General features: G+C 30.7%; 19 protein-coding genes. 5 read left to right on the top strand and 14 right to left on the bottom strand.

Annotated features, from left to right (window positions below):
• Positions 1-37: 37 nt before the first annotated feature.
• Both Spiro2_RS05770 and Spiro2_RS05765 read left to right on the top strand, forming a co-directional pair.
• Positions 38-1,000, top strand: coding sequence for an undecaprenyl-diphosphate phosphatase (locus Spiro2_RS05770; RefSeq protein ID WP_338637646.1), 963 nt, complete (start codon positions 38-40; stop codon positions 998-1,000).
• A gap of 36 nt (positions 1,001-1,036) precedes the next feature.
• Positions 1,037-2,263 (top strand): 3-deoxy-7-phosphoheptulonate synthase, encoded by a 1,227-nt coding sequence (locus Spiro2_RS05765; protein WP_338637645.1) that lies wholly within the window; start codon positions 1,037-1,039, stop codon positions 2,261-2,263.
• On the opposite strand, the gene Spiro2_RS05760 is transcribed toward Spiro2_RS05765, so the two are convergent.
• The gene (locus Spiro2_RS05760) at positions 2,187-2,810 is read right to left on the bottom strand and encodes a thymidine kinase (RefSeq protein ID WP_338637644.1); all 624 of its coding nucleotides are present in this window, start codon (positions 2,808-2,810) and stop codon (positions 2,187-2,189) included. The two genes, Spiro2_RS05765 and Spiro2_RS05760, sit on opposite strands and share 77 nt — an antisense overlap.
• A 114-nt stretch (positions 2,811-2,924) precedes the next feature.
• Here Spiro2_RS05760 and Spiro2_RS05755 point away from each other — a divergent pair, with 114 nt between their 5' ends.
• Positions 2,925-4,199, top strand: a complete 1,275-nt coding sequence (locus tag Spiro2_RS05755) for an NAD(P)/FAD-dependent oxidoreductase (protein ID WP_338637643.1) — start codon at positions 2,925-2,927, stop codon at positions 4,197-4,199.
• On the opposite strand, the gene Spiro2_RS05750 is transcribed toward Spiro2_RS05755, so the two are convergent.
• From Spiro2_RS05750 to Spiro2_RS05730, 5 genes are all read right to left on the bottom strand, one after another.
• A complete protein-coding gene (locus Spiro2_RS05750; protein WP_338637642.1) occupies positions 4,194-4,997 on the bottom strand; it encodes a CheR family methyltransferase in 804 nt (267 codons plus the stop codon). The genes Spiro2_RS05755 and Spiro2_RS05750 overlap by 6 nt on opposite strands.
• 26 nt (positions 4,998-5,023) lie before the next feature.
• Positions 5,024-5,620, bottom strand: a complete 597-nt coding sequence (locus Spiro2_RS05745) for an HDOD domain-containing protein (protein WP_338637641.1) — start codon at positions 5,618-5,620, stop codon at positions 5,024-5,026.
• 49 nt (positions 5,621-5,669) lie between these two features.
• The gene (locus Spiro2_RS05740) at positions 5,670-5,873 is read right to left on the bottom strand and encodes an HDOD domain-containing protein (RefSeq protein WP_338637639.1); all 204 of its coding nucleotides are present in this window, start codon (positions 5,871-5,873) and stop codon (positions 5,670-5,672) included.
• Between the two features lie 224 nt (positions 5,874-6,097).
• On the bottom strand, positions 6,098-6,427 hold the full coding sequence (locus tag Spiro2_RS05735; RefSeq protein WP_338637638.1) for a hypothetical protein: 330 nt from the start codon (positions 6,425-6,427) through the stop codon (positions 6,098-6,100).
• 110 nt (positions 6,428-6,537) lie between these two features.
• Complete coding sequence (locus Spiro2_RS05730) at positions 6,538-7,011, bottom strand: transglycosylase SLT domain-containing protein (protein WP_338637637.1); 474 nt, start codon at positions 7,009-7,011, stop codon at positions 6,538-6,540.
• A gap of 267 nt (positions 7,012-7,278) precedes the next feature.
• On the opposite strand from Spiro2_RS05730, the gene Spiro2_RS05725 reads away from it, so the two are divergent.
• On the top strand, positions 7,279-9,180 hold the full coding sequence (locus tag Spiro2_RS05725) for a MutS family DNA mismatch repair protein (protein ID WP_338637636.1): 1,902 nt from the start codon (positions 7,279-7,281) through the stop codon (positions 9,178-9,180).
• Positions 9,181-9,189: 9 nt separating this feature from the next.
• Here the strand turns inward: Spiro2_RS05725 and Spiro2_RS05720 are convergent, their stop codons facing one another.
• The 6 genes from Spiro2_RS05720 to mutM form a co-directional block, all read right to left on the bottom strand.
• Positions 9,190-10,155 carry a hypothetical protein gene (locus tag Spiro2_RS05720; RefSeq protein ID WP_338637634.1) on the bottom strand — a complete coding sequence of 322 codons (966 nt, stop codon included), beginning with the start codon at positions 10,153-10,155 and terminating at the stop codon, positions 9,190-9,192.
• A gap of 124 nt (positions 10,156-10,279) precedes the next feature.
• The gene (locus tag Spiro2_RS05715) at positions 10,280-11,278 is read right to left on the bottom strand and encodes a site-specific integrase (protein WP_338637633.1); all 999 of its coding nucleotides are present in this window, start codon (positions 11,276-11,278) and stop codon (positions 10,280-10,282) included.
• A gap of 33 nt (positions 11,279-11,311) precedes the next feature.
• Complete coding sequence (gene lysA, locus Spiro2_RS05710) at positions 11,312-12,670, bottom strand: diaminopimelate decarboxylase (protein WP_338637632.1); 1,359 nt, start codon at positions 12,668-12,670, stop codon at positions 11,312-11,314.
• A gap of 174 nt (positions 12,671-12,844) precedes the next feature.
• Entirely contained in the window at positions 12,845-14,887 is a 2,043-nt protein-coding gene (locus Spiro2_RS05705) for a SpoIIE family protein phosphatase (protein WP_338637631.1), read from the bottom strand.
• A 115-nt stretch (positions 14,888-15,002) separates the two neighbouring features.
• The gene (locus Spiro2_RS05700; protein ID WP_338637630.1) at positions 15,003-16,487 is read right to left on the bottom strand and encodes a hypothetical protein; all 1,485 of its coding nucleotides are present in this window, start codon (positions 16,485-16,487) and stop codon (positions 15,003-15,005) included.
• 9 nt (positions 16,488-16,496) lie between these two features.
• Positions 16,497-17,318, bottom strand: a complete 822-nt coding sequence (gene mutM / locus Spiro2_RS05695; RefSeq protein WP_338637629.1) for a bifunctional DNA-formamidopyrimidine glycosylase/DNA-(apurinic or apyrimidinic site) lyase — start codon at positions 17,316-17,318, stop codon at positions 16,497-16,499.
• Positions 17,319-17,454: 136 nt separating this feature from the next.
• Here mutM and Spiro2_RS05690 point away from each other — a divergent pair, with 136 nt between their 5' ends.
• Positions 17,455-17,871, top strand: a complete 417-nt coding sequence (locus Spiro2_RS05690) for a hypothetical protein (protein ID WP_338637628.1) — start codon at positions 17,455-17,457, stop codon at positions 17,869-17,871.
• A gap of 4 nt (positions 17,872-17,875) precedes the next feature.
• Here Spiro2_RS05690 and Spiro2_RS05685 read toward each other — a convergent pair whose 3' ends face one another.
• A complete protein-coding gene (locus Spiro2_RS05685; protein ID WP_338637627.1) occupies positions 17,876-18,685 on the bottom strand; it encodes an SDR family oxidoreductase in 810 nt (269 codons plus the stop codon).
• Positions 18,657-19,169, bottom strand: coding sequence for an SCP2 sterol-binding domain-containing protein (locus Spiro2_RS05680; protein ID WP_338637625.1), 513 nt, complete (start codon positions 19,167-19,169; stop codon positions 18,657-18,659). Before Spiro2_RS05680 ends, Spiro2_RS05685 begins: the two co-directional genes overlap by 29 nt.
• Positions 19,170-19,189 lie beyond the last annotated feature (20 nt).

Below are 19,189 nucleotides of genomic sequence, written 5' to 3'. Positions count from 1 at the left end.
TTATTTTTGCTGATCAGACGAGCTCTTTTAAAATATAATGGCCTACAAGTGGCCTTCTGAGGACGATATGGTATCTAGAACTATTGTGCAACTTTTTTCTTGGAGAAACGAGATGACAACTGCTTGCCCCATCCCTATTCATGATCAATTGATTGATTGCGGGTTTGCTGAACTCGGTTACTTTAAAATTATAATTCTTGGAATTGTTCAAGGGGTTACAGAATTATTACCAATTAGCAGTACGGCTCATCTCCGCATTGTTCCTGCATTTTTAGGATGGCAAGATCCAGGCACACCCTTTACCGGAGCTGTACAGCTTGCGAGTTTTTTTGCAGTCATGATATATTTCCGAAAAGAAATTGCGAACATATTTTTTGGAACATTAAAAAGTATTCGTGAAAAAAATTTTTCTTCAACCGAATTTCGCTTAGGAATTGGCATCATTATTGGCACAATTCCTGTAGGGATTATGGGATTGCTTTTAAAGTCAACATTAAATGCTCCTAACTCGCCTCTACGGTCGATTTATGTTATAGGAGTTGCATGTATGGTTATGGGAGCATTGTTTATTGTAGCAGAAAAAATTTGCAAACATGAACGAGATTTTTCAAAACTAACATTTAAGGATTGTATTTTGGTAGGCTTATCACAGGTTGCTGCTCTGATTCCTGGTGTCTCACGTTCTGGAGCAACCATTACAACTGGATTATTTTTAGGACTAAAAAGGGAAACAGCCGCCGCGTTTTCATTTATTCTGGGAGTTCCGGTTATTGTCGCAGCAGGATTAAAACAAATTCATGAAATGTCTCTAGCAGGACTCACAACACATGGCTGGAGTATATTAATAGTTGGTCTGATTACTGCTTCAATTGCTGCTTTTGTAGCAGTTTTTGGGCTTATGAAATACCTTGAACAGCGCTCAACTTTAATATTTGCTTGGTACCGTTTAATATTAGGAGTTATCCTAATTGCGGGCGCAAGTTTAGGATGGCTTCATTAAAAAAAGTTGGAGCTCGATAAATTTAAAAGGTATTCGATGAATTTTATCAATTTAAAAAATGATGTTTATGATTCTTGGAACCCAACGAGTTGGGTCAATTACAATCAATCTCAATTACCAAATTATGAAGACACAAAGGCACTTGAAAAATCAATTAAATTTCTAAAAAATGCAAAACATCTTGTTTTTGAATCAGAAATTTCTTTACTACAGAGTTTTATCAGTGACGCTGCCAAAGGCAAAATATTTCTGCTTCATGCAGGCGACTGTGCAGAAACATTTGAAAGTTGTACGACTTCAAACGTGATAAAAAGAGTTTCTCATTTAAAAAGTTTAGCAACATTATTAGAAAAACATTTAAATATCCCAGTTGTTATTATTGGTCGCATAGCAGGACAGTATGCCAAACCTCGTTCGCACGAACTCGAAACTATAAATAATATGCAGTTACCCAGTTATCGTGGTGATATTATCAATGATATAAAGTTTTGTCCTATTGCGCGTCAACCCAATCCAGAGCGATTAAAAATAGCTTATAAAAACTCGAGTACAACGTTAAGTTGGATTAAACAGCATCTTCAAAATGAATATTTATCTTTCCAAAATGCGCGATTTTTTATCTCTCATGAATCTTTATTATTAGATTACGAATCTTCCTTAACTCACAGATCTTATAAAAACCCAAAATGGTACAATTATGGAGCGCATTACTTGTGGCTAGGAGAACGTACTCGCAATTTAAACAGCGCACATGTTGAATACTTAAGAGGAATTTCAAACCCAATTGGAATCAAATTAGGCCCTAACACGGATCCTCATGAAATTATCAAACTGCTTCCAATCTTAAATCCACAAAACGAACCTGGAAAAATTAATTTAATCACACGCATAGGCGCAAATTTTACTCAACAGGTTTTAAAGAATATTATTCTTAAAGTCAATCAATCGCATTGCCATGTCACATGGAGCTGCGATCCAATGCACGGCAATTCGTTTTATACGCCTTCGGGAATTAAAACACGAAATTTTCTAGAAATTTGGAATGAATTGAGAGAAACTTATTTAATTCATAAAGAACTTCAATCCAATTTAGCTGGAATTCATTTAGAATTAACTTTTGATAATGTTACAGAGTGCATAGGCGGAAATACTAAAGTGACAGAAGAGTCGCTTCCATTAAATTACACTACATTTTGCGATCCTCGATTAAATTACTATCAAAGTTTTGAATTACTTGAAAAGTTTTCTCAACTTGGTCTTTAATTTTATGATGTTTGCGGCAACGTGGTTCATACCATTCTGAAGTTCCTACCAAAACAAGTTCTTCATTTTTTATTAATCTTTGACTATAATACGCTTCGTCACCACAATTAGAACAAATTGCCGTTAATTTTTTTACTTTATTAGCAATTGCAAGAATTTTTGGCATACATCCAAAAGGTCTCCGCTTGTAGTCAAGATCTAATCCAGCAATAACAACTCGAATTCCCTTATCCATCAGCTGTTCAATAACATCAACAATATCATCAGAAAAAAACTGTGCTTCATCAATACCAATTACATCAATTTGATCTAAATTTTGTAACAATATTTCAGAAATATTAGAAATAAGACGTGATGAAATTTTTTGTGAATTATGACTATATAATTCACTTTCAGAATAACGAATATCAGATGAGTGTTTAAATACCAAAACATTTTGTTTAGCAATTAAAGCTCTTTTCAATACCCGAATCAACTCTTCAGTTTTGCCACTAAACATACATCCACAAATAACTTCAATAGTACCCGTTACAACTTTATTAGCCATGTTGACTCCGAAAATTAAACCATATAACAACAGCTTGGCTAATATAAAACAAAAAAAATTGCAACCCTAACATTTTGCGCATTAGAATTGAGATCTTGATTGAGAGGAAAAATGATGACTACAAAATTAAACAAAATTCATGTTGTTATTATTGGAGCTGGCTTTGCAGGAATCAATGCAGCAAAAAAATTAGGCAACAAAAAAGAAATTGAAATAACTATTATTGATAAAAAAAATTACCATTTATTTCAGCCTTTACTTTATCAAGTTGCGATGGCTGGTTTAAGCCCAGCAGAAATAACAAGTCCAATACGTACAATTTTGGCAAAATATAAAAATATTAACGTTGTTTATGCAAAAGTAACAGATATAAATTTAAATAGCCAAACAGTTCTCACAGATTTCAAAAACTACAAATATGATTATCTAATAATTGCAAGCGGTTCTTCTCATAGTTATTTTGGTAAAAATGAATGGGAAGATTATGCGCCTGGAATGAAAACAATAGAGCAGGCTACAGAAATTCGAAGGCGCGTATTAACTGCGTTTGAACTTGCAGAAAGAGAAACAGATAAAAATTTAATTGATAAATTTTTGACTTTTGCGGTCGTAGGCGGCGGACCTACTGGTGTCGAGATAACAGGATCACTTTGTGAAATTGCCCATTTTACCTTAAACAAAGAATTTAAAAATATAGATCCAAGACAAACAAAAATTTACCTTATTGAAGCAGGACAAACGATTTTATCCTCTTTTTCTGATAAGCAGGCAGCAGTTGCAACAATGCAATTAAAAAAAATTGGTGCTTCAATTATAACGGGAAAACGTGTTGAAGATATTTCTTCTGATGGAATTTTAGTCAATTCTGAATTTATTCCTTGCTATACTGTGATTTGGGCAGCTGGTGTTCAACCTTCTATACTAGGAAAAAAATTAAACAGCAAACTCGATAAACAGGGGCGCGTCATTGTTGAAGCACAACTCAATCTCAAAAACTATCCAAATGTTTTTGTTATTGGTGATCTAGCCCACTGCCTGGGTAACAAGCAAAAACCCCTTCCAGGTTTAGCGCCTGTTGCAATTCAACAAGGTTGTCATGCTTCTAAAAACATCTTGCGCAATATCGCTCACAAACCTATGCAACCATTTCAATATTTTGACAAAGGTCAAATGGCCACAATTGGTAGAGGTTCTGCAATCGTAGAGTTTGCGGGATTGAGTTTAAATGGCAAGATTGCATGGTTTGCTTGGTTATTGGTTCATATTTTATATTTAATAGGATTTAAAAACAAATTTTTTGTTTTATATCAATGGGCGTGGTCCTATATGACTTATGGTCGTGGAGCAAGACTCATTACCAGTAGACAATGGAAAAACAAAACATCATAATTTTTCAAACATGGAATTGCCTAAGCTTTTTAAATTAAAAGATTTAGGGTCAAGGCTATCGCTATGACCTATGATCAATACACCACCCTTTATCAAGCGCATAACAAGCTTTGCAATAATTTCTTTAACTTTGTCAGGAGTAAAGTAAATAAGTACGTTTCTGCAAACGATTACGTTGTATGTAGGCGACATGTTTTGAAGCTTAATAAGGTTGTCAGTATAAAAGTGACTTCTTGATTTGATATTTTGATCTACGGTTATGGAGTCCTCTTTTTCCATTTTCTTAACAAACTTTTGATAGTTTGGTCCTATTTTTGCAAAATCTTTCATTGGGTATAGTGCTTTTTTTGCCATTTCAACAGATACGGGGTCAATATCAAAAGCTTGATATTCATAATCAAAGCCAGAATTTTGACTTCTAAACGCTTCTAACACAAGCCCAAAAGAATACACTTCTTCTCCTGTAGAACAGCCTCCGGAGTGCATTTTAAATTTTTTTGTTCCTTTAAATTTTTCACTCAAAAGTGCTTCAAACTTTTTATAATGCGGCATTTCTCTAAACCACTCGGTAGTATGAATGGTAAATGCACTAAGAAGTTGCGCAAACTCTTGGTCATCGGCAATTGCTGATTGTAGATATTCGTCTAATGTGTTCGATTTTTTAACTTGAATCCGTCTTAGTACGTTTGAAATAATAATTTCTCTACGATAAGTACCAGACTGACAATTTCCAGTCATATTTTCTGCCATGGCATATATTTTTTCACGATCTTCGCCACTAAACGCATCTATCGTCATCTTTGAATTTCCTTCTTATATGATGATTAGGAAGGCTGCATTGCAGATTCTGTCTCAAGCGCATTTTTCACAACTTCCTTAACTTTATCGGGAGTCAGCTCAATTCTCTTTAGCATCGACATTTCAATTCGTGTGTCTCTTTTGTACTCTTTAAAACCAAATCCGTAACTATGAGCCAAAATGTCTGATAGATTTAAAATATCGACCAATTTATGCATATCTAATGGCAATGTTTGGCGTTCATCGAGTTTTTTTGTATCGTGATAAGCAATCAGCTCTTTCACTCTAACAGGAATTTCCCAGGTATCTAGTGCACGACTGCCAAGCTTACAATGAGGCTCAAGGCCCAATTCTTTTTCTGCAGATGCAAAATCAGTTTTATTTTCAAGAACGTATTTGGCCAATTGTGTAAAGTTTTCATTAAATAAACTTGCCATAATTGCAAGTCCAACATCATGCATCAAACCTGCCATTTGAATATCTGCAACAGAATCTGGAGAAACAATTTTTGAAAATTCAGCACATAATAGACTTACAAACGAGCAATGACGAGTAAAGCTTGTAAAATCAAAAGAAAGAGCGTCCTTAAATACAAAAGTGTTTTCTAGAGCATGAATAACCATCAATTGTCTTAAATTATCGTGACCAATTCTAAAGATTGCTGTTTTTAAATCACTTGTTGGAATGACCTTTGCCTAATAAAAACATCCCAGAATTGGCTAATTTTAAAATGCTTGCAGAAATTCCTATATCTCTTGATAAAGATTTTGCCAATGCACCAGAATCTGCATTAGGATTATACAAATAAACCAAACATTCTCTTGCAACTTGCGGCATTGCTGGAAGTTTAAAATCATCTGGTAAAAACATTTTCATAAGTTTCGCCTTCTTTTAAGATGTCATGAATGCGATAACACATTATTTCAATGTTAATTTCGTCGAATTTAAATAGCATATTATAAAGCAAATTTTGCAGTGTTTAAATATAAATAGGAAAATAAATACTGGAATAAAAAATCGACTTTAATAGATGAAATCAATACTTTATATAACGTAACTAATATTGATTGCGGTTACACGTTATGATTGTCTTCTTCTGATCAATCAACAAATAATTGTGCCACAATTAAAATTGAAGTTAACACCATACAAACAGCACCTAACCACGATTTTAAATAGATAAAAGCAATAATAGTTGGTAAGGCTAAAATCAAACCGTAGGCATTAGCAGCAACATTTTTTGCGCTTTGATGAAAGCCAGAAATCGCATAAATAAAAATCATCAATGGAAAACCTGTTGTTATAAAAATAATCCATGTTCTATCAAGGTTGGCATTTGAATTAAAATGAGGGATAAGTTTAATAATTCCAATAAAAATTGCGATTAAACTAAATGCTGCAGCCAAAAAGGAAAAAGTATTTTTTTTCATTTTACCCCCAAAAAAAAGAGATTCTTAAGTTCAGCATATCTACAGTCACTTAAGAATACTCTTTTTTTTTACTTTAACAGCCCCTTTGGGGCTGTATCAGGCTGAAACAGTTACATTAACTGATTATTTTTAATAATCACATCGGCAAGATTGGTTGTGTTATAATTAGGAATTTTATACGCAAGACATGTACGCTTAAATTTTTGGTAAGTAACCCATGCTGTAAGACCTTGTTTCTTATATATTTTATAAGCACAACGCGCATTTTTTAACGGATTATACAAATCTCGTTCATTTAAATTACACTCTTCAGTCCAGATATCATTGATTTGTAACAATCCATGGTCTTTTGTGTTATTTGTATTATGACGGTTAATCGCTTCTGGATTAAAGTTTGATTCATATTCTGCTAAACATGTTACAACAGGAACGATTTCTCTTGGAAATCCTGCTCTTTCAAGTGTTTGTGCAACTTGCTCGCGTGTCATATTTCTTTTTGTTTTAGTTTTGGCTTGACGTCCCTGGTACAATCCAAAGGCGTTAAAACTCATCAATAAAACTAAAATTGTAGTGAAAAACTTCATGTAATACCTCTTCATTATTCAATTATTCTTTAATTGAAAGAACTATATGCTTAACTTATAAGCAGTAATACTATCCAAGCAATAACTATGCCAATGATATGTATTTGAAATGAATGATTTTTTATGGAAAGATAAACTTCAATATGATTAAAACTAAGACACTTTATTTTCGATTGTAAAAAATTTATACAATTTGAGAGCAAAACAAATCACTCGTGCTGAATGCAAATTTTTGCGCGCTGCGACTACAACCCCGAGAGACTAAAAATGCATCCACTCAATAATATGACAAAAACACCAGAAACAGATACACTAAAAATATTAGAAAATGCAATTAAAAATTCTTCTTCAAAAAATACAAAACTCAAAAAACAAGACAATCAATTTGCTATTTTTAGGCTACTGAGCACAATCACATTTTTAGCTTTAATTGTAGGAGCTTTTAATAACCAAGAACCAATAATTAATTTTATTTTAATATTAACTTTCTTACTATATTGTCTTTTAACTGCATGGATTCATAGTCTTATTCAAGATAAACAAAGAAAATGGAAATCGATAGAAACAAGTATGCAACTTCAACAAGCACGCATACAAAGAAATTATGAATTTCTTGAAAACCACAAGGCGCCATGGCACAACGATCTCATCGAAATTCCAAAAAACCACCTCTACGCTCATGATCTTGATATCCACAATCAACTGTTTCTACTTTTAGACACATGCAGCACCTTTCAAGGATCAAAAAAACTATTGAAACTACTCATAGATGGAGGAACAACGCTTCCCAATGCAGCGGATACAAAAAAACGATCCCAAATTGCTTCAGAAATTTCAAAACACTCGCAATTTTTAAAACGTTTTGAGATATTAAAGCTTGATGATTTATTTTTACAAAAATTTTTCCAAAATAAACAAGAAGAAATAGAAACCAATAATAAAGATATCCATGAAGAACAAAATCCTTTAAAAGAAAAATTTGCAACTATTTTTCAATTACTCTATTGTTTTATCTGTATTGTAGCATGGTTTATCATCTTATTTCCTGCAATTATTTTATTTATTAAAACACAAAACACAGAAAATTTATTACAACCTTTATTTTTTTATGCATTTTTTATTTTATTTGGTATTGGAATATTTAATCCAACAACAAAAAAAGCTATTAAAATATCGCAAGATACTAGATTAATCGAAACTGTCATTTTATCTTTAAAACGCAAAAGAAAAACAAATTTTGAGCAATATTTTTCATTTCTTGAAAAAAATGCCTCTCTAAAACTAAAAAAAATTAATAGCTTAATTAACATTCTTAATTTAAGAGGAAATCCAATTTTTTGGATAACTCTTCACATTTTTTTACCTCTTGATTCGATATTATGTGTAATTCTAATTTATCAATTAAAAAAGATTGAACCTCATTTATCAAAATGGCAAAATGAATTATATGAACTCGATTTACTTTGTAGTTTTGCACGACTAAAGCTCGAAAATAAATTGTGCCACTTTTTAACGCCTGAAGAAATACAACTTGCAACTACAAATAAAATTGTGTTTAAAAATATTGGACACCCGCTTATTCCAGAACATAAAAGAATTCTAAATGATATTTCACTTGACTTGAAAACGCCCGTTGTGCTGCTTACAGGTAGCAATATGTCTGGCAAAAGTACCTTTTTACGAACTCTTGGGATTAATTTTCTATTATCAAACATTGGAGCTCCTGTTTTTGCATCGCAATTTATTGCTAAACCTGCAAAACTACTTTGTGCAATACGAGTTGATGATTCTATAGCCGATGGAACGAGTTATTTTTATGCAGAAGTAAAAAGATTAAAACAAATATTAGAAATTCTTGAGAATAAACAAAATTCAAATTCAATTTTTTTTATTGACGAAATTTTTCGTGGAACAAACAACAAAGAAAGATATATTGGGAGCTTCAATATAATTAAAAATTTATTTGAAAAAAATACCTTTGGCTTTGTAACCACACACGACTTAGCACTCACTGATATTGAAAATACTGATTCTCGACTAAGGAATATGCATTTTAGAGAGTTCATAAACGAACAAAAATTAGAATTTGATTATAAAATTAAAGAAGGACCTTGCCCTACAACAAATGCATTATTTATCATGAAGCAAGAAGGATTACCAATTCCTTAAAAACAATGTTTACAATGGGTTTTGACACAATTTTTCTAACCAATTTATTTTTTTATAGCCATTGTTTTCCTTATCAAAATATTTACACACTTCGCTTTGTGCAGGATTTCCATTAGCAATAATTAATGAATTTTCATTTAATTGAAATAGCGGTGTTAAATTATATATATTATTATTTTTAATAGATAAAACTTTTATGTTATTTAAAAACTTTAATGAATCAACTTTTTCTATTAGATTTGAACCTAAAAAAAGCCACTGCAATTTTTTTAAATTTTTTAAAACATTAACGTCATAAATATTATTGTTTGATAAACTTAATACAAATAAATTTTTTAAACTCCCTAATGGATTTAAATCATTAACTTCATTATCATCTAACCAAAGCGCTCGTAAATTTAACAAACTGGCAATAGGTGACAAATCATATAATTTTTGGTTAGACAAATTTAACATTCTAGCGTTTGATAAAGTTTCATCCAAAAATGCATATTCACAATTTTCAATCTGCATTACCTTTAAAACAGCATTCACTGTTTTATTTACTCCTGTATTTGATTTTCCATTCATACTACACCAAGAAGTAAACATTCTATTTAATTTAATTAATAATTGAATTTCATTTGATTTAAATTTGTCTTTTAATATTATTTTACATTCAGAGTATGTTTGCATATTATTAAGAGGATCTTTTATTTCTAAGTAATTATTTGATAAAGATATTATTTTATTACAAAATTCTGGACCGCTAACAACTTCAAAACTATGAAATTTTTTATAAATATTAATTTGAGAAGAAATATTAACGAGTTTATTATTTTTTTCTAAAAAAATCTTATTATTTGAAAAGAAAATACTTAGTTCTTTTTCATTACAAAATGTATTTAAATGATATACTAAAATTATTATAAGTACAAAGTAGCAAAAAATGAGGGGATTTAAAAAACTAGAAAGATATAAAAATTTATAATTCATAAAAAACAACCTCAATAAAAATAACTTCATCAATACAAATAAAAGTATATAAGATTGTTTTCAATGAATTAAATTTTTGTCTTTAATCTTGACAACACTATAATTTTAATTAAATAGATAAAATTTATTCTAAAAAATTAATTTTATGTGTTGCAGATTCTGAGACTTCAAAAGATTTTCTTAAATATATTGAGGTTGTTGCGGTAGATTTATGATTTAAAAGTCTTTGAATTTGAATAATAGGAACACCTTTTAAATGTAGTAAAGTAGCTAAAGAAGTTCTAAAGCTATGAGGACTAATATCCTTAAGAATACCTGATTCTTTTGCAGTAATTTTAATCATATCAAAAATTGAACTTCGATTTAGTTTTGTTAAATTTTTTGACAATTGAGTTCGAATTAAAAAGTAATCTTCTTGTGCAGCATTATTTCTAAATTCATTTTTATAATTCATTAGCACTTGTGCAGTATTAGGATGAATTATTGGAGAATGCGTAACGTTACCTTTGGTAATCAAATGCAACCGCCACGACTGACCTGTATTCTCTAAATCTTTAATTTTTAATTCACATAACTCCTCTGCTCGCATACCAACAGTAAATAAAACGTGCATAACAGTAAATCTCAGTCTCCAGACACAATAGGATCTTGATGTTTTAGATCTAGATATCTGAAACTGCTTTTTAGCATATTCTAACAACTTTAAAATTTCTTCTTCAGTTAAACAATTGGTTTTGCCTCTTTTATCAATTTTTGGTTTTTTAATTAATTCAAGAACGTTTTTATCCACTAAACCTCTTTCTCTTGAAAATGATAAAAATGATGATATTGACGACAATTTTCTTGCAACTGAAGCAGAAGAAAAATCGGATAAACTTTCTTTCCAAAGAATAATAACTCGTTCTGTAATTTTATGTAACGAATCAATTTTTAACTCAAGCGATTTAAATGCAAACAAAAAAAAGTCATTCAAATCTTTAGCATAAGACTGCTTCGTATTTTCACTATTAAAAGATTCTAAAAACCAATTAATAATTTCGATGACCTTAGCATCTATATATTCTTCTTGATAAAATATAGTTCTTTTAGAATAAGTAAATTCTTTAAAATACTCTTTATTCATTATTATGGCTTTCATCAAGTTTGCAATTAAAATTCAATGAATCAAACTAATTATTTTTCCATCTTTTACAAATAACTCTGCAGGAAATGGTCGTAAATTATAATTACTTGCCATTGACCGGCAATAAGCACCTGCTTCAAAAAAGGCTAACCAATCTCCCTTCTCCACATCTGATAATACAGAATTTTTAGATAAAAAATCCCCACTTTCACAGATTGGACCCACAATATTCCAACTCCTTAATTGACTCGTAATTCTTTTGTTTAAGTCTTTTTCATTAGTAAAATTCACAATTTCACAATGATGCTTAGCATCATAGATACTTGGTCTTGGAAAATCGTTCATCGCTCCATCAACATAACAAAACAAATGTTCTGGTGAATTCTCCTTTTTATACAAAACTTGTGTTAAAAATATAGTAGAACTTGCAATAGTGCTTCTACCTGGCTCCAAGCAAACAAATAAATTTGAAAAATTTTTTTGCCAGAGTTCCATAAGACTTGGATAATAACCTGCCTCATTAATAAAAGTTGTAGAAATAAAACTGACATATTTTTGAATGTCTTGTCCGTTTAAAGGAACCCCCTGAACAGAAACACCTAGACCACCTCCAAAATCTATAAAATTAATATAAATTTTGTTATCAAAAAAGAACTGACAACATTGAAGAATTTTTTTGATAACTAAAGGAAAGATAGTATTTTCCATTAATTGAGAACCAACATGAACATGCACACCTCTCAAAGGTGCAATCCATTTTTCAAAATCTGAAATATTTTGAAAACTTTCTTTTTTATTAAGCAACCAATTTTGAAAATGCTCAAATAAAATACCAAATTTAGAATTTAAAGAGCCTGTTTTTAGATGAGGATGTGTTTCAATTTCTAAGGCTGGATTTAACCTTAAAGAAATGATTGGGACTTTATTTATTAAATTATTTTTAACTTCCATTATAAAATATAATATTTCTTCAAGTTCGAGTAAGTGCTCAATACTTAAAAATCCTAATCCATTTAAAATTGCCTCTTTCCAATCTGATTGTTTTTTTCCAACTCCAGCAAAACAAATTTTCTTTGGAGATATACCAGCTTGAATTGCCGCTTTCCACTCTCCAATAGAAACAATATCAATTCCTGTATTTAAATCCTTGACTTCAGCTAAAATTGGATATGCAAAATTTGCCTTCATTGCATAAAATATTTCATTATTTTGAAAATAGCGACTTAATTCTTCTTTATATATTTTAATTCTTTGCTTGAAAGCATTTAAACTTGTTACATAAATTGGAGAATAATTTAATTCTAGAATTTTAGATAATGGAACAGAATCAATAACAATTCCATTTCCGTTAATTCGTTGATCTAAACTTGATAAAGCAATAAATGGTCTCATTTTCATACCTTAAACAATTAGATGAAAACTTTATCAATTAAAAGATAAAGTAAATTCATTTGTAGCAGTTAATGATACCAATAGTCCAGTTATTTGAGAATTTTATTTTATAAATAATTATATTAGTTATAAATTAAATTAACTATCAATAAATTATTATTATATTTTTTTATATTAATTTTGTAAAAAACGAATCACTAATAAAGCAATGTCATCTTTTTGTGGCACTTCTCCAAAAAAGGTATAAGCATCATTTGTTATTTTTTTAGTAAAATCATTTATTTCCAGCATGCCATGTGTTTCCATAGATTTTTTAAACTTTTTAAAACCATACTCTTTCTTATCAGGAGATTCTCCTTCAATAATTCCATCAGTGTAAAAAACTATCTGTTGTCCTGGCAAAAACTCATATTGCTCAACTTCGTAAACTGTTCCTTTAGTAAAGCCTAATCTTGAATTAGCAGGAGGATAAATATACTTAACTTCGACTTTTGCGTTTTTTAAAGTAATCAAAGCAGGAGGAGTATGTCCTGCAGAAGAGGCAAATATTTTTTGTTCCTTAAAATCAATCAATGCGACTACCATAGTCATCAAATATGTCTGTTTTCCTGTTTCTGTAATGCATTCATTCATAAACTCAAGCACCTTAGCCGGAAAATTATGCGAAATATCAGCCTTGCCCAATTTAATAAACTGCAGTAACATATCTGCCGCACCTCTACTCACGGCAGTAATCAATGCTGCTGGAGTTCCATGACCTGTTACATCTCCAAAAAGTACTAATATTTTTGAATCAGAAACTTCGTACACACCAAACCAATCTCCACCGCATTGTCCGGCATTTTTAAAAAAAGTACTGTAATTAAAATAATAATTTTTTGGTATATTTTTAGATAAAATTGCGTCTTGCACAGCACTTGCTAGTTCAATATCTCTTTCTAAGTTTGCCCTGTTTTTTTCATTTTGAATTCTCCAGTCGTTTTCGATTGCAATTAACAGAGAACTTGTAAGAGTTTTTATGATCTGAATACTTTCATCATTTAAACTTTTTTCACTACTTTCAAAATACAATTCAATAATACCTATAATAATATTTTTTGAATTATTTAATGGAATCATAATTATACTATCTTTAACGGGATCGCCAAGAAGATCGACTTGTCTTTCAAATGTAAAAATATCTGATTTTCTTGTAATATGATCGAAAATTTCATTATCATATGTTATTTTCTTATTATTAGAAACACATTCTAACTCTCTAATAATTTTATTAACTTCTTTTTGAGAATTTAACCAAATTTCTACTTTTTTTAGTTTCACTAAGTTTATTAAATATTTTTCAAAAATATTGATTGCATCTTGAATATTAATACATTTAACAATAATTTGAGCAGCATCTGATAATCCTTTAATCAAATTTAAACTTTGCTCAATTTTATTAGTCATAAAATTAAAATTCGTTGTTAATTTATCAATTTCATCTCTGCTATTTGGGTTTTTAGGTTCATCAAGTTTAGTAAATTCTCCTGCTGCAATATTAAGACTTGCAATCATAAGTTTACGAATTGGAGAAATAATTTGCACTTCTAAAAACAAATATGTTAACAAAATAATAATAAAACTTAGGCCTATGGTTAATAACACAAAACTAATTTTTTGATCCATTAATCTTTTTGCAATATAATCAGTTGTAAACTCTAAAATTACAAACCCTAAAAATTTTGGTTCAGAAATTTCTGTTTCTTTCCACCATAAGGAACCAACCATTCTATAAGTGTCATCTTTAATTTTTATCATAGAACTAACCATCTTAGATGGAACTGGATCAAAAGGGCGTCTACTATCTGATAGTTCTTTTAAATACGTTTTATCGGCATCTTGAATACTATCAATTTCAATCAATTCTTTTTTATTAGAATCACCTATCTGGTAACGCATCCCTGAAAAAAAATGTCCCTCGACGTCATACATTTTTATTTCTAAAATAGTCGGCAATTCAAAAATTGGTTTCATACCTCTTAAAGAAATATCTTTATCAAGTTCCCAAAGTGATTTTGATAAAAAACCAATCGAGTTTGAAAGTAATAAAACATGGTTGCCTTCTGCATCATTGATAAAAGATTTTTCCGCTTTATTTATTTGATAAAAACTATAAACCGACATAACACCAAAAGTTACAAAAAGTAACAATATTATGATCTTAGGGGCTAGTTTCATTATTTCTCCAAAAACTATAATCAAATAAAAATTTTATATAAATGAATATTATAATTATACTACCCGATAAATTGAAGAGACTCTATAGTAAAATTTTTTTAACTCGTGATAACTGTTATGAATTTGGCAAACAAAACAAAAAAGTGGCATTATCAACAGTTCTTATATGGTATGAATTTAAAGCAGATAAAAAAATGCATTCACCTTTTGAAATTGTGTTAAAATCTAAGGCTTTACTATTTTTGGCAATTTCCAAATGCCCTTCTACAAGAAATAATAATCGATAAGTATTTATTGGTTCTAAAGATAAAAGATGATTTTTATTTAATTTTACTCTTGTTGCTTTAAATTCATTAAAGTTACAAACAAGTTCTTCACAAAAGCCTTTTTCATTGTTAAGAAGTTGCAAAGTTGTTTTTTCTGGAGGAAATAATTTAAGTTTTTCAAATGCATGCTCAGTATCCCAATGATCTTGAGTTAATACTTTTTGCGCAAAACTAATAATCATTCTTTCATAAGTTGGAGTCTGAAATTCAATAACCTTTACACCATGCTGCAGGGCATGAGGAATAAAAGTTGGAACACAAACCACATCACCAACTTGTAACTCTAGAAAACCGCAGTATTCATCCATTTCTTTCCGTTTTATTTTTTCTTGGTGAATATCATCTTTTGGAATATCTGTCATCCATTCACGAACTGTCTGGCTCAAAATAGGGGCGTTCAAAGCGATATTATTTTTTTCTCGAAAACTATCGAGTAAATTGTCTATCTTTCTTCTAATTTTTTCGTATTCTTTAATGGCTTTAAGAAAGCAGTTTTTAAATTTTGTGATATCGTTTGAAAAAAATTTAAATTTTTCTTGGTTTATTCCCATCTTAATGCGAGCAGGTTGTGAACGTATTTCTGTTACAACATAAACTTCATTTTTTTCTGTATGCATTTCATAATAAAGATCGCCATATACTTCTTCTGGCAAGGGATCTAAAATTTTAACTAAACTCAAATCTTTTAATGTTTTATTTTTACCTAATAAAGTATTAGGTAAAATCGAAAAAAGCCAAGTTAGAGGTATTGCATATTCTCCACCAAATGGTTTTATTAACGAAACACCTCGAGCTTCAAAACCCGTAAACCATATTTCTTTTCCCCAAGGTTTTGCAATAAAAACAGGTTCAAAAACGTATGGTTCACCAAGAAAAAAACATTTTTTATTTAATTTTAAATGTTCATAATTTTTTTTAAATTCATTAAAAACTAAAATATCAAAATTCTCGGTTATGGTGTCTTTTTTTATGCCAAATTCATTTGTTTTGGCTTTGTTGTCTAAAATTGGTGCAATATGCAATGAGTTTAACGACAACTCATTAGAATGCTGCACGTGATGAAATTCAAAAATGACTTTTAACCATTGTTTTTTGTTTAGCCAACTTTCATCAAGTAAATATGTCATTTCAAAATAAACGTCTTCAAGATTAGGATATTTTTTTAATAATTTATTTACATTAGAAATAAGTGTGATTTCTGGGTTTTCAAAGGTTTGAAAAAAAAATATGCCACAATTTTGATCACCCGCTGTGTTAGGTTCAATTGAATGCATACAGACCTTTCATTTTGAGTTAGATTGACACTCTGAACAAAACCAAGAACTTCTTCCTTTTTGCACAATTCTTTCTATTGTGCCAGAGCAGTTTTTCTGCAAGCATTTTAACCCCGTCCTTCCATAAACTCTATGCACATGTTGAAAAGACCCTTTATCTCCATTTAATGTACGGTAAGACGAAATACTGGATCCCCCCATTTCAATTGCCAATTGTAATATTTCAGGAATTGCTCGAGCAAGTGACTTCCATTGTTTTACCGAAATTTCTGCGCAGTTTTTTAATGGATGAATCTTTGCAATATATAATGCCTCAACGGCATAAATATTACCAATTCCACCAATTAGTTTTTGATCCATTAAAATATCTTTGATAGACGTATTTTTCTCGCGAATTAAAGGTGACAAAAATAGCTCCAAAAGCTCACTTTCTTGCAAAGGATCACAAACTTTTTGTGCAGCAGCACTTTTATCCTTTATTTTCCAAAAACCAAATCGACGAGGATCAACATACGCAAAGCCTTCTCCGTTTTCAAAAAAAACGGAAACATGTTGATGTTTTTCAACATCGATCGAAAGAATTGGCTTAAATGCGCCTGACATCCCAAGACTGATTGAAACACTCCCATGATTTGTTTCTAAAACAAGCTGCTTGCCTTCTCGATAACATTGAAGAAGTCTATTACCTGGCGCAAAAATTTGTTTTAGCTCTTTTACTTGAAAAGGATAACGCAAATCTTCACGATGAAATTTAATATTTTTAAGTGTAAGTCCTACATAGGATTTTTTAATTGCATTGACAAACCCTTGAACCTCTGGAAGCTCTGGCATAAATCTCTCTTTCAATTCAATTAAGGAAAATTTTTTATACTTAAAAATTTCATACTTAATTAAAAAATTGGCGCAATACCAAACTTTATAAAATTTGGCTAATATATGAAAAGTCAATTTAATCAAAGGAAAATATATGAGTCAAATATTTAGAATTGCAACATGCCAGGCGATTAGAGAAATTATTGAAGAAAGCGCATTAGAAGGACGCTTTGGACTCATTCTGACAAATGATGGGGTAGAAAAAATCGCCAATCGCGTGGTTGATCTTTTTGAAATGACGTTAGAACTTCGAGCAAAAACTCACGAAATGTTTGCAGGAAAAATGCCAAGCCAAGACAACCAACAAAATAGAAAAACACGTTCTCCATTTTTTCACAGCGATGAACAATCGCCTTTTCCTCGATCAAAAAATGCTGCGGAAATCTATGATTTTGGAAGTAAAAAAACAGATAATTTAGACTCAATTCCTTTAGCGCCCAACCAAGATGTCAAGCTACCACGCAAACGATTTGGATTATCTTTAGAAGAACGAGAAAAACTCAGACGTTAAAAAATTAAGAGCGTTTGTTTTGTAACCACCTTACAAGTTTTAAAGCAAAAACTCTGGGCACAATTTTTGCAGAACAAACACCAAGATGATTAAAAAGGCCTGGAATTATAATTCGCTTAGAATTGAACAAGGCTTTATAGCCAATTAAAGCAACAGTTGCAGAATCTGCGGTCAATTTAGAATTAAAAAGTATTGAATCTCCATCTATTTTTGATACAGCCTGAAAACCCGTTTGCGTTGGTCCAGGGCATAAGGTTGTTACCGATACACCTGTACCAATCAGTTCATTACTTAAAGCCTCACTGAATGACAGCACATAAGATTTTGTTGCATAATAAACAGCCATCAAAGGGCCGGGCTGAAAAGCGGCTGTAGAAGCCACATTTAAAATACGACCATATTTTTTTTCTATCATTGGATTGACAAACAAATATGTGAGCTCTGTTAAAGTTTGAACATTAACCTGTATCATATTGGATTGTGTCTGCAGAGGAATATCTTTAAAAAATCCCAACGCGCCAAAACCAGCGTTATTCACCAAATAATCAATATGAATATTTAATGATTGAACTTTTTTAAATAACTCTAGAGCGGCTCCAGGTTTTGCAAGATCACAGGTAATTTGTTTGCAAAAAATACCGTATTTTTGGGTTAATTCTGCAGAGATATTTTCTAATTTTTCTGTGCTTCTTGCCACCAAAATGACATTAAATCCATCTTTTGCAAACAAATGGGCAAACTCTAACCCAATCCCACTAGAAGCACCTGTAATTAAAGCTGTAAAATTACTTTTCGACTGCAATTGATTTTCCATGTTTTGGCCTCACTCCACATTGTTTTAACAATGAAACCATTTTTAAAAATGCAGCGAGATCTCCATTAATCATGACCTTTTCGGCAACAAAAGCAACATGACCTTTGAGAGTTCCTGTTAGAAGTTTATACAAAGTTTTAGAATCTGTTAAGATTGTTGCACGCGACAATCCTTCAATCACATTGAGCAACTGAACTTGTGAAATATTCCAATGGCAATCCGCATCTAATGAAAAGCAAAAACTGCCATCAGATTTTTTTGAAACACACACAGACCAACAATCGCTATCGTCAACCATAACAATAAACCGTGGCTCTCCATCAATTTTAAAAAGATAATCTCCCTTTAATGTTCGCCTATCATAAAAATTTAATTTTCTTAATTCTTGACAAACCAAATTTCTAAAAGAATTCGCAATTGCCCACAAACTGTGATCTTCATAAGCATGGCAAGAGCTTATTTGTATTTCTTGAACCAATTCCAACACATTCCCCTTATAAAATT

Origin of the sequence: Spirobacillus cienkowskii (assembly GCF_037081835.1) — a bacterium.
Classification (GTDB): domain Bacteria; phylum Bdellovibrionota_B; class Oligoflexia; order Silvanigrellales; family Silvanigrellaceae; genus Silvanigrella; species Silvanigrella cienkowskii.
Note: the sequence above shows the minus strand (reverse complement) of the source record. Positions and strands in the feature narration are given on the sequence as shown.

What these genes read in the sequence shown, in the direction of transcription:
- Spiro2_RS05770 (WP_338637646.1), top strand. Translation starts at nt 38, where the DNA reads ATGGCCTACAAGTGGCCTTCTGAGGACGATATGGTATCTAGAACTATT.
- Spiro2_RS05765 (WP_338637645.1), top strand. Translation starts at nt 1,037, where the DNA reads ATGAATTTTATCAATTTAAAAAATGATGTTTATGATTCTTGGAACCCA.
- Spiro2_RS05760 (WP_338637644.1), bottom strand. Translation starts at nt 2,810, where the DNA reads ATGGCTAATAAAGTTGTAACGGGTACTATTGAAGTTATTTGTGGATGT.
- Spiro2_RS05755 (WP_338637643.1), top strand. Translation starts at nt 2,925, where the DNA reads ATGACTACAAAATTAAACAAAATTCATGTTGTTATTATTGGAGCTGGC.
- Spiro2_RS05750 (WP_338637642.1), bottom strand. Translation starts at nt 4,997, where the DNA reads ATGACGATAGATGCGTTTAGTGGCGAAGATCGTGAAAAAATATATGCC.
- Spiro2_RS05745 (WP_338637641.1), bottom strand. Translation starts at nt 5,620, where the DNA reads ATGGTTATTCATGCTCTAGAAAACACTTTTGTATTTAAGGACGCTCTT.
- Spiro2_RS05740 (WP_338637639.1), bottom strand. Translation starts at nt 5,873, where the DNA reads ATGAAAATGTTTTTACCAGATGATTTTAAACTTCCAGCAATGCCGCAA.
- Spiro2_RS05735 (WP_338637638.1), bottom strand. Translation starts at nt 6,427, where the DNA reads ATGAAAAAAAATACTTTTTCCTTTTTGGCTGCAGCATTTAGTTTAATC.
- Spiro2_RS05730 (WP_338637637.1), bottom strand. Translation starts at nt 7,011, where the DNA reads ATGAAGTTTTTCACTACAATTTTAGTTTTATTGATGAGTTTTAACGCC.
- Spiro2_RS05725 (WP_338637636.1), top strand. Translation starts at nt 7,279, where the DNA reads ATGCATCCACTCAATAATATGACAAAAACACCAGAAACAGATACACTA.
- Spiro2_RS05720 (WP_338637634.1), bottom strand. Translation starts at nt 10,155, where the DNA reads ATGAATTATAAATTTTTATATCTTTCTAGTTTTTTAAATCCCCTCATT.
- Spiro2_RS05715 (WP_338637633.1), bottom strand. Translation starts at nt 11,278, where the DNA reads ATGAATAAAGAGTATTTTAAAGAATTTACTTATTCTAAAAGAACTATA.
- lysA (WP_338637632.1), bottom strand. Translation starts at nt 12,670, where the DNA reads ATGAGACCATTTATTGCTTTATCAAGTTTAGATCAACGAATTAACGGA.
- Spiro2_RS05705 (WP_338637631.1), bottom strand. Translation starts at nt 14,887, where the DNA reads ATGAAACTAGCCCCTAAGATCATAATATTGTTACTTTTTGTAACTTTT.
- Spiro2_RS05700 (WP_338637630.1), bottom strand. Translation starts at nt 16,487, where the DNA reads ATGCATTCAATTGAACCTAACACAGCGGGTGATCAAAATTGTGGCATA.
- mutM (WP_338637629.1), bottom strand. Translation starts at nt 17,318, where the DNA reads ATGCCAGAGCTTCCAGAGGTTCAAGGGTTTGTCAATGCAATTAAAAAA.
- Spiro2_RS05690 (WP_338637628.1), top strand. Translation starts at nt 17,455, where the DNA reads ATGAGTCAAATATTTAGAATTGCAACATGCCAGGCGATTAGAGAAATT.
- Spiro2_RS05685 (WP_338637627.1), bottom strand. Translation starts at nt 18,685, where the DNA reads ATGGAAAATCAATTGCAGTCGAAAAGTAATTTTACAGCTTTAATTACA.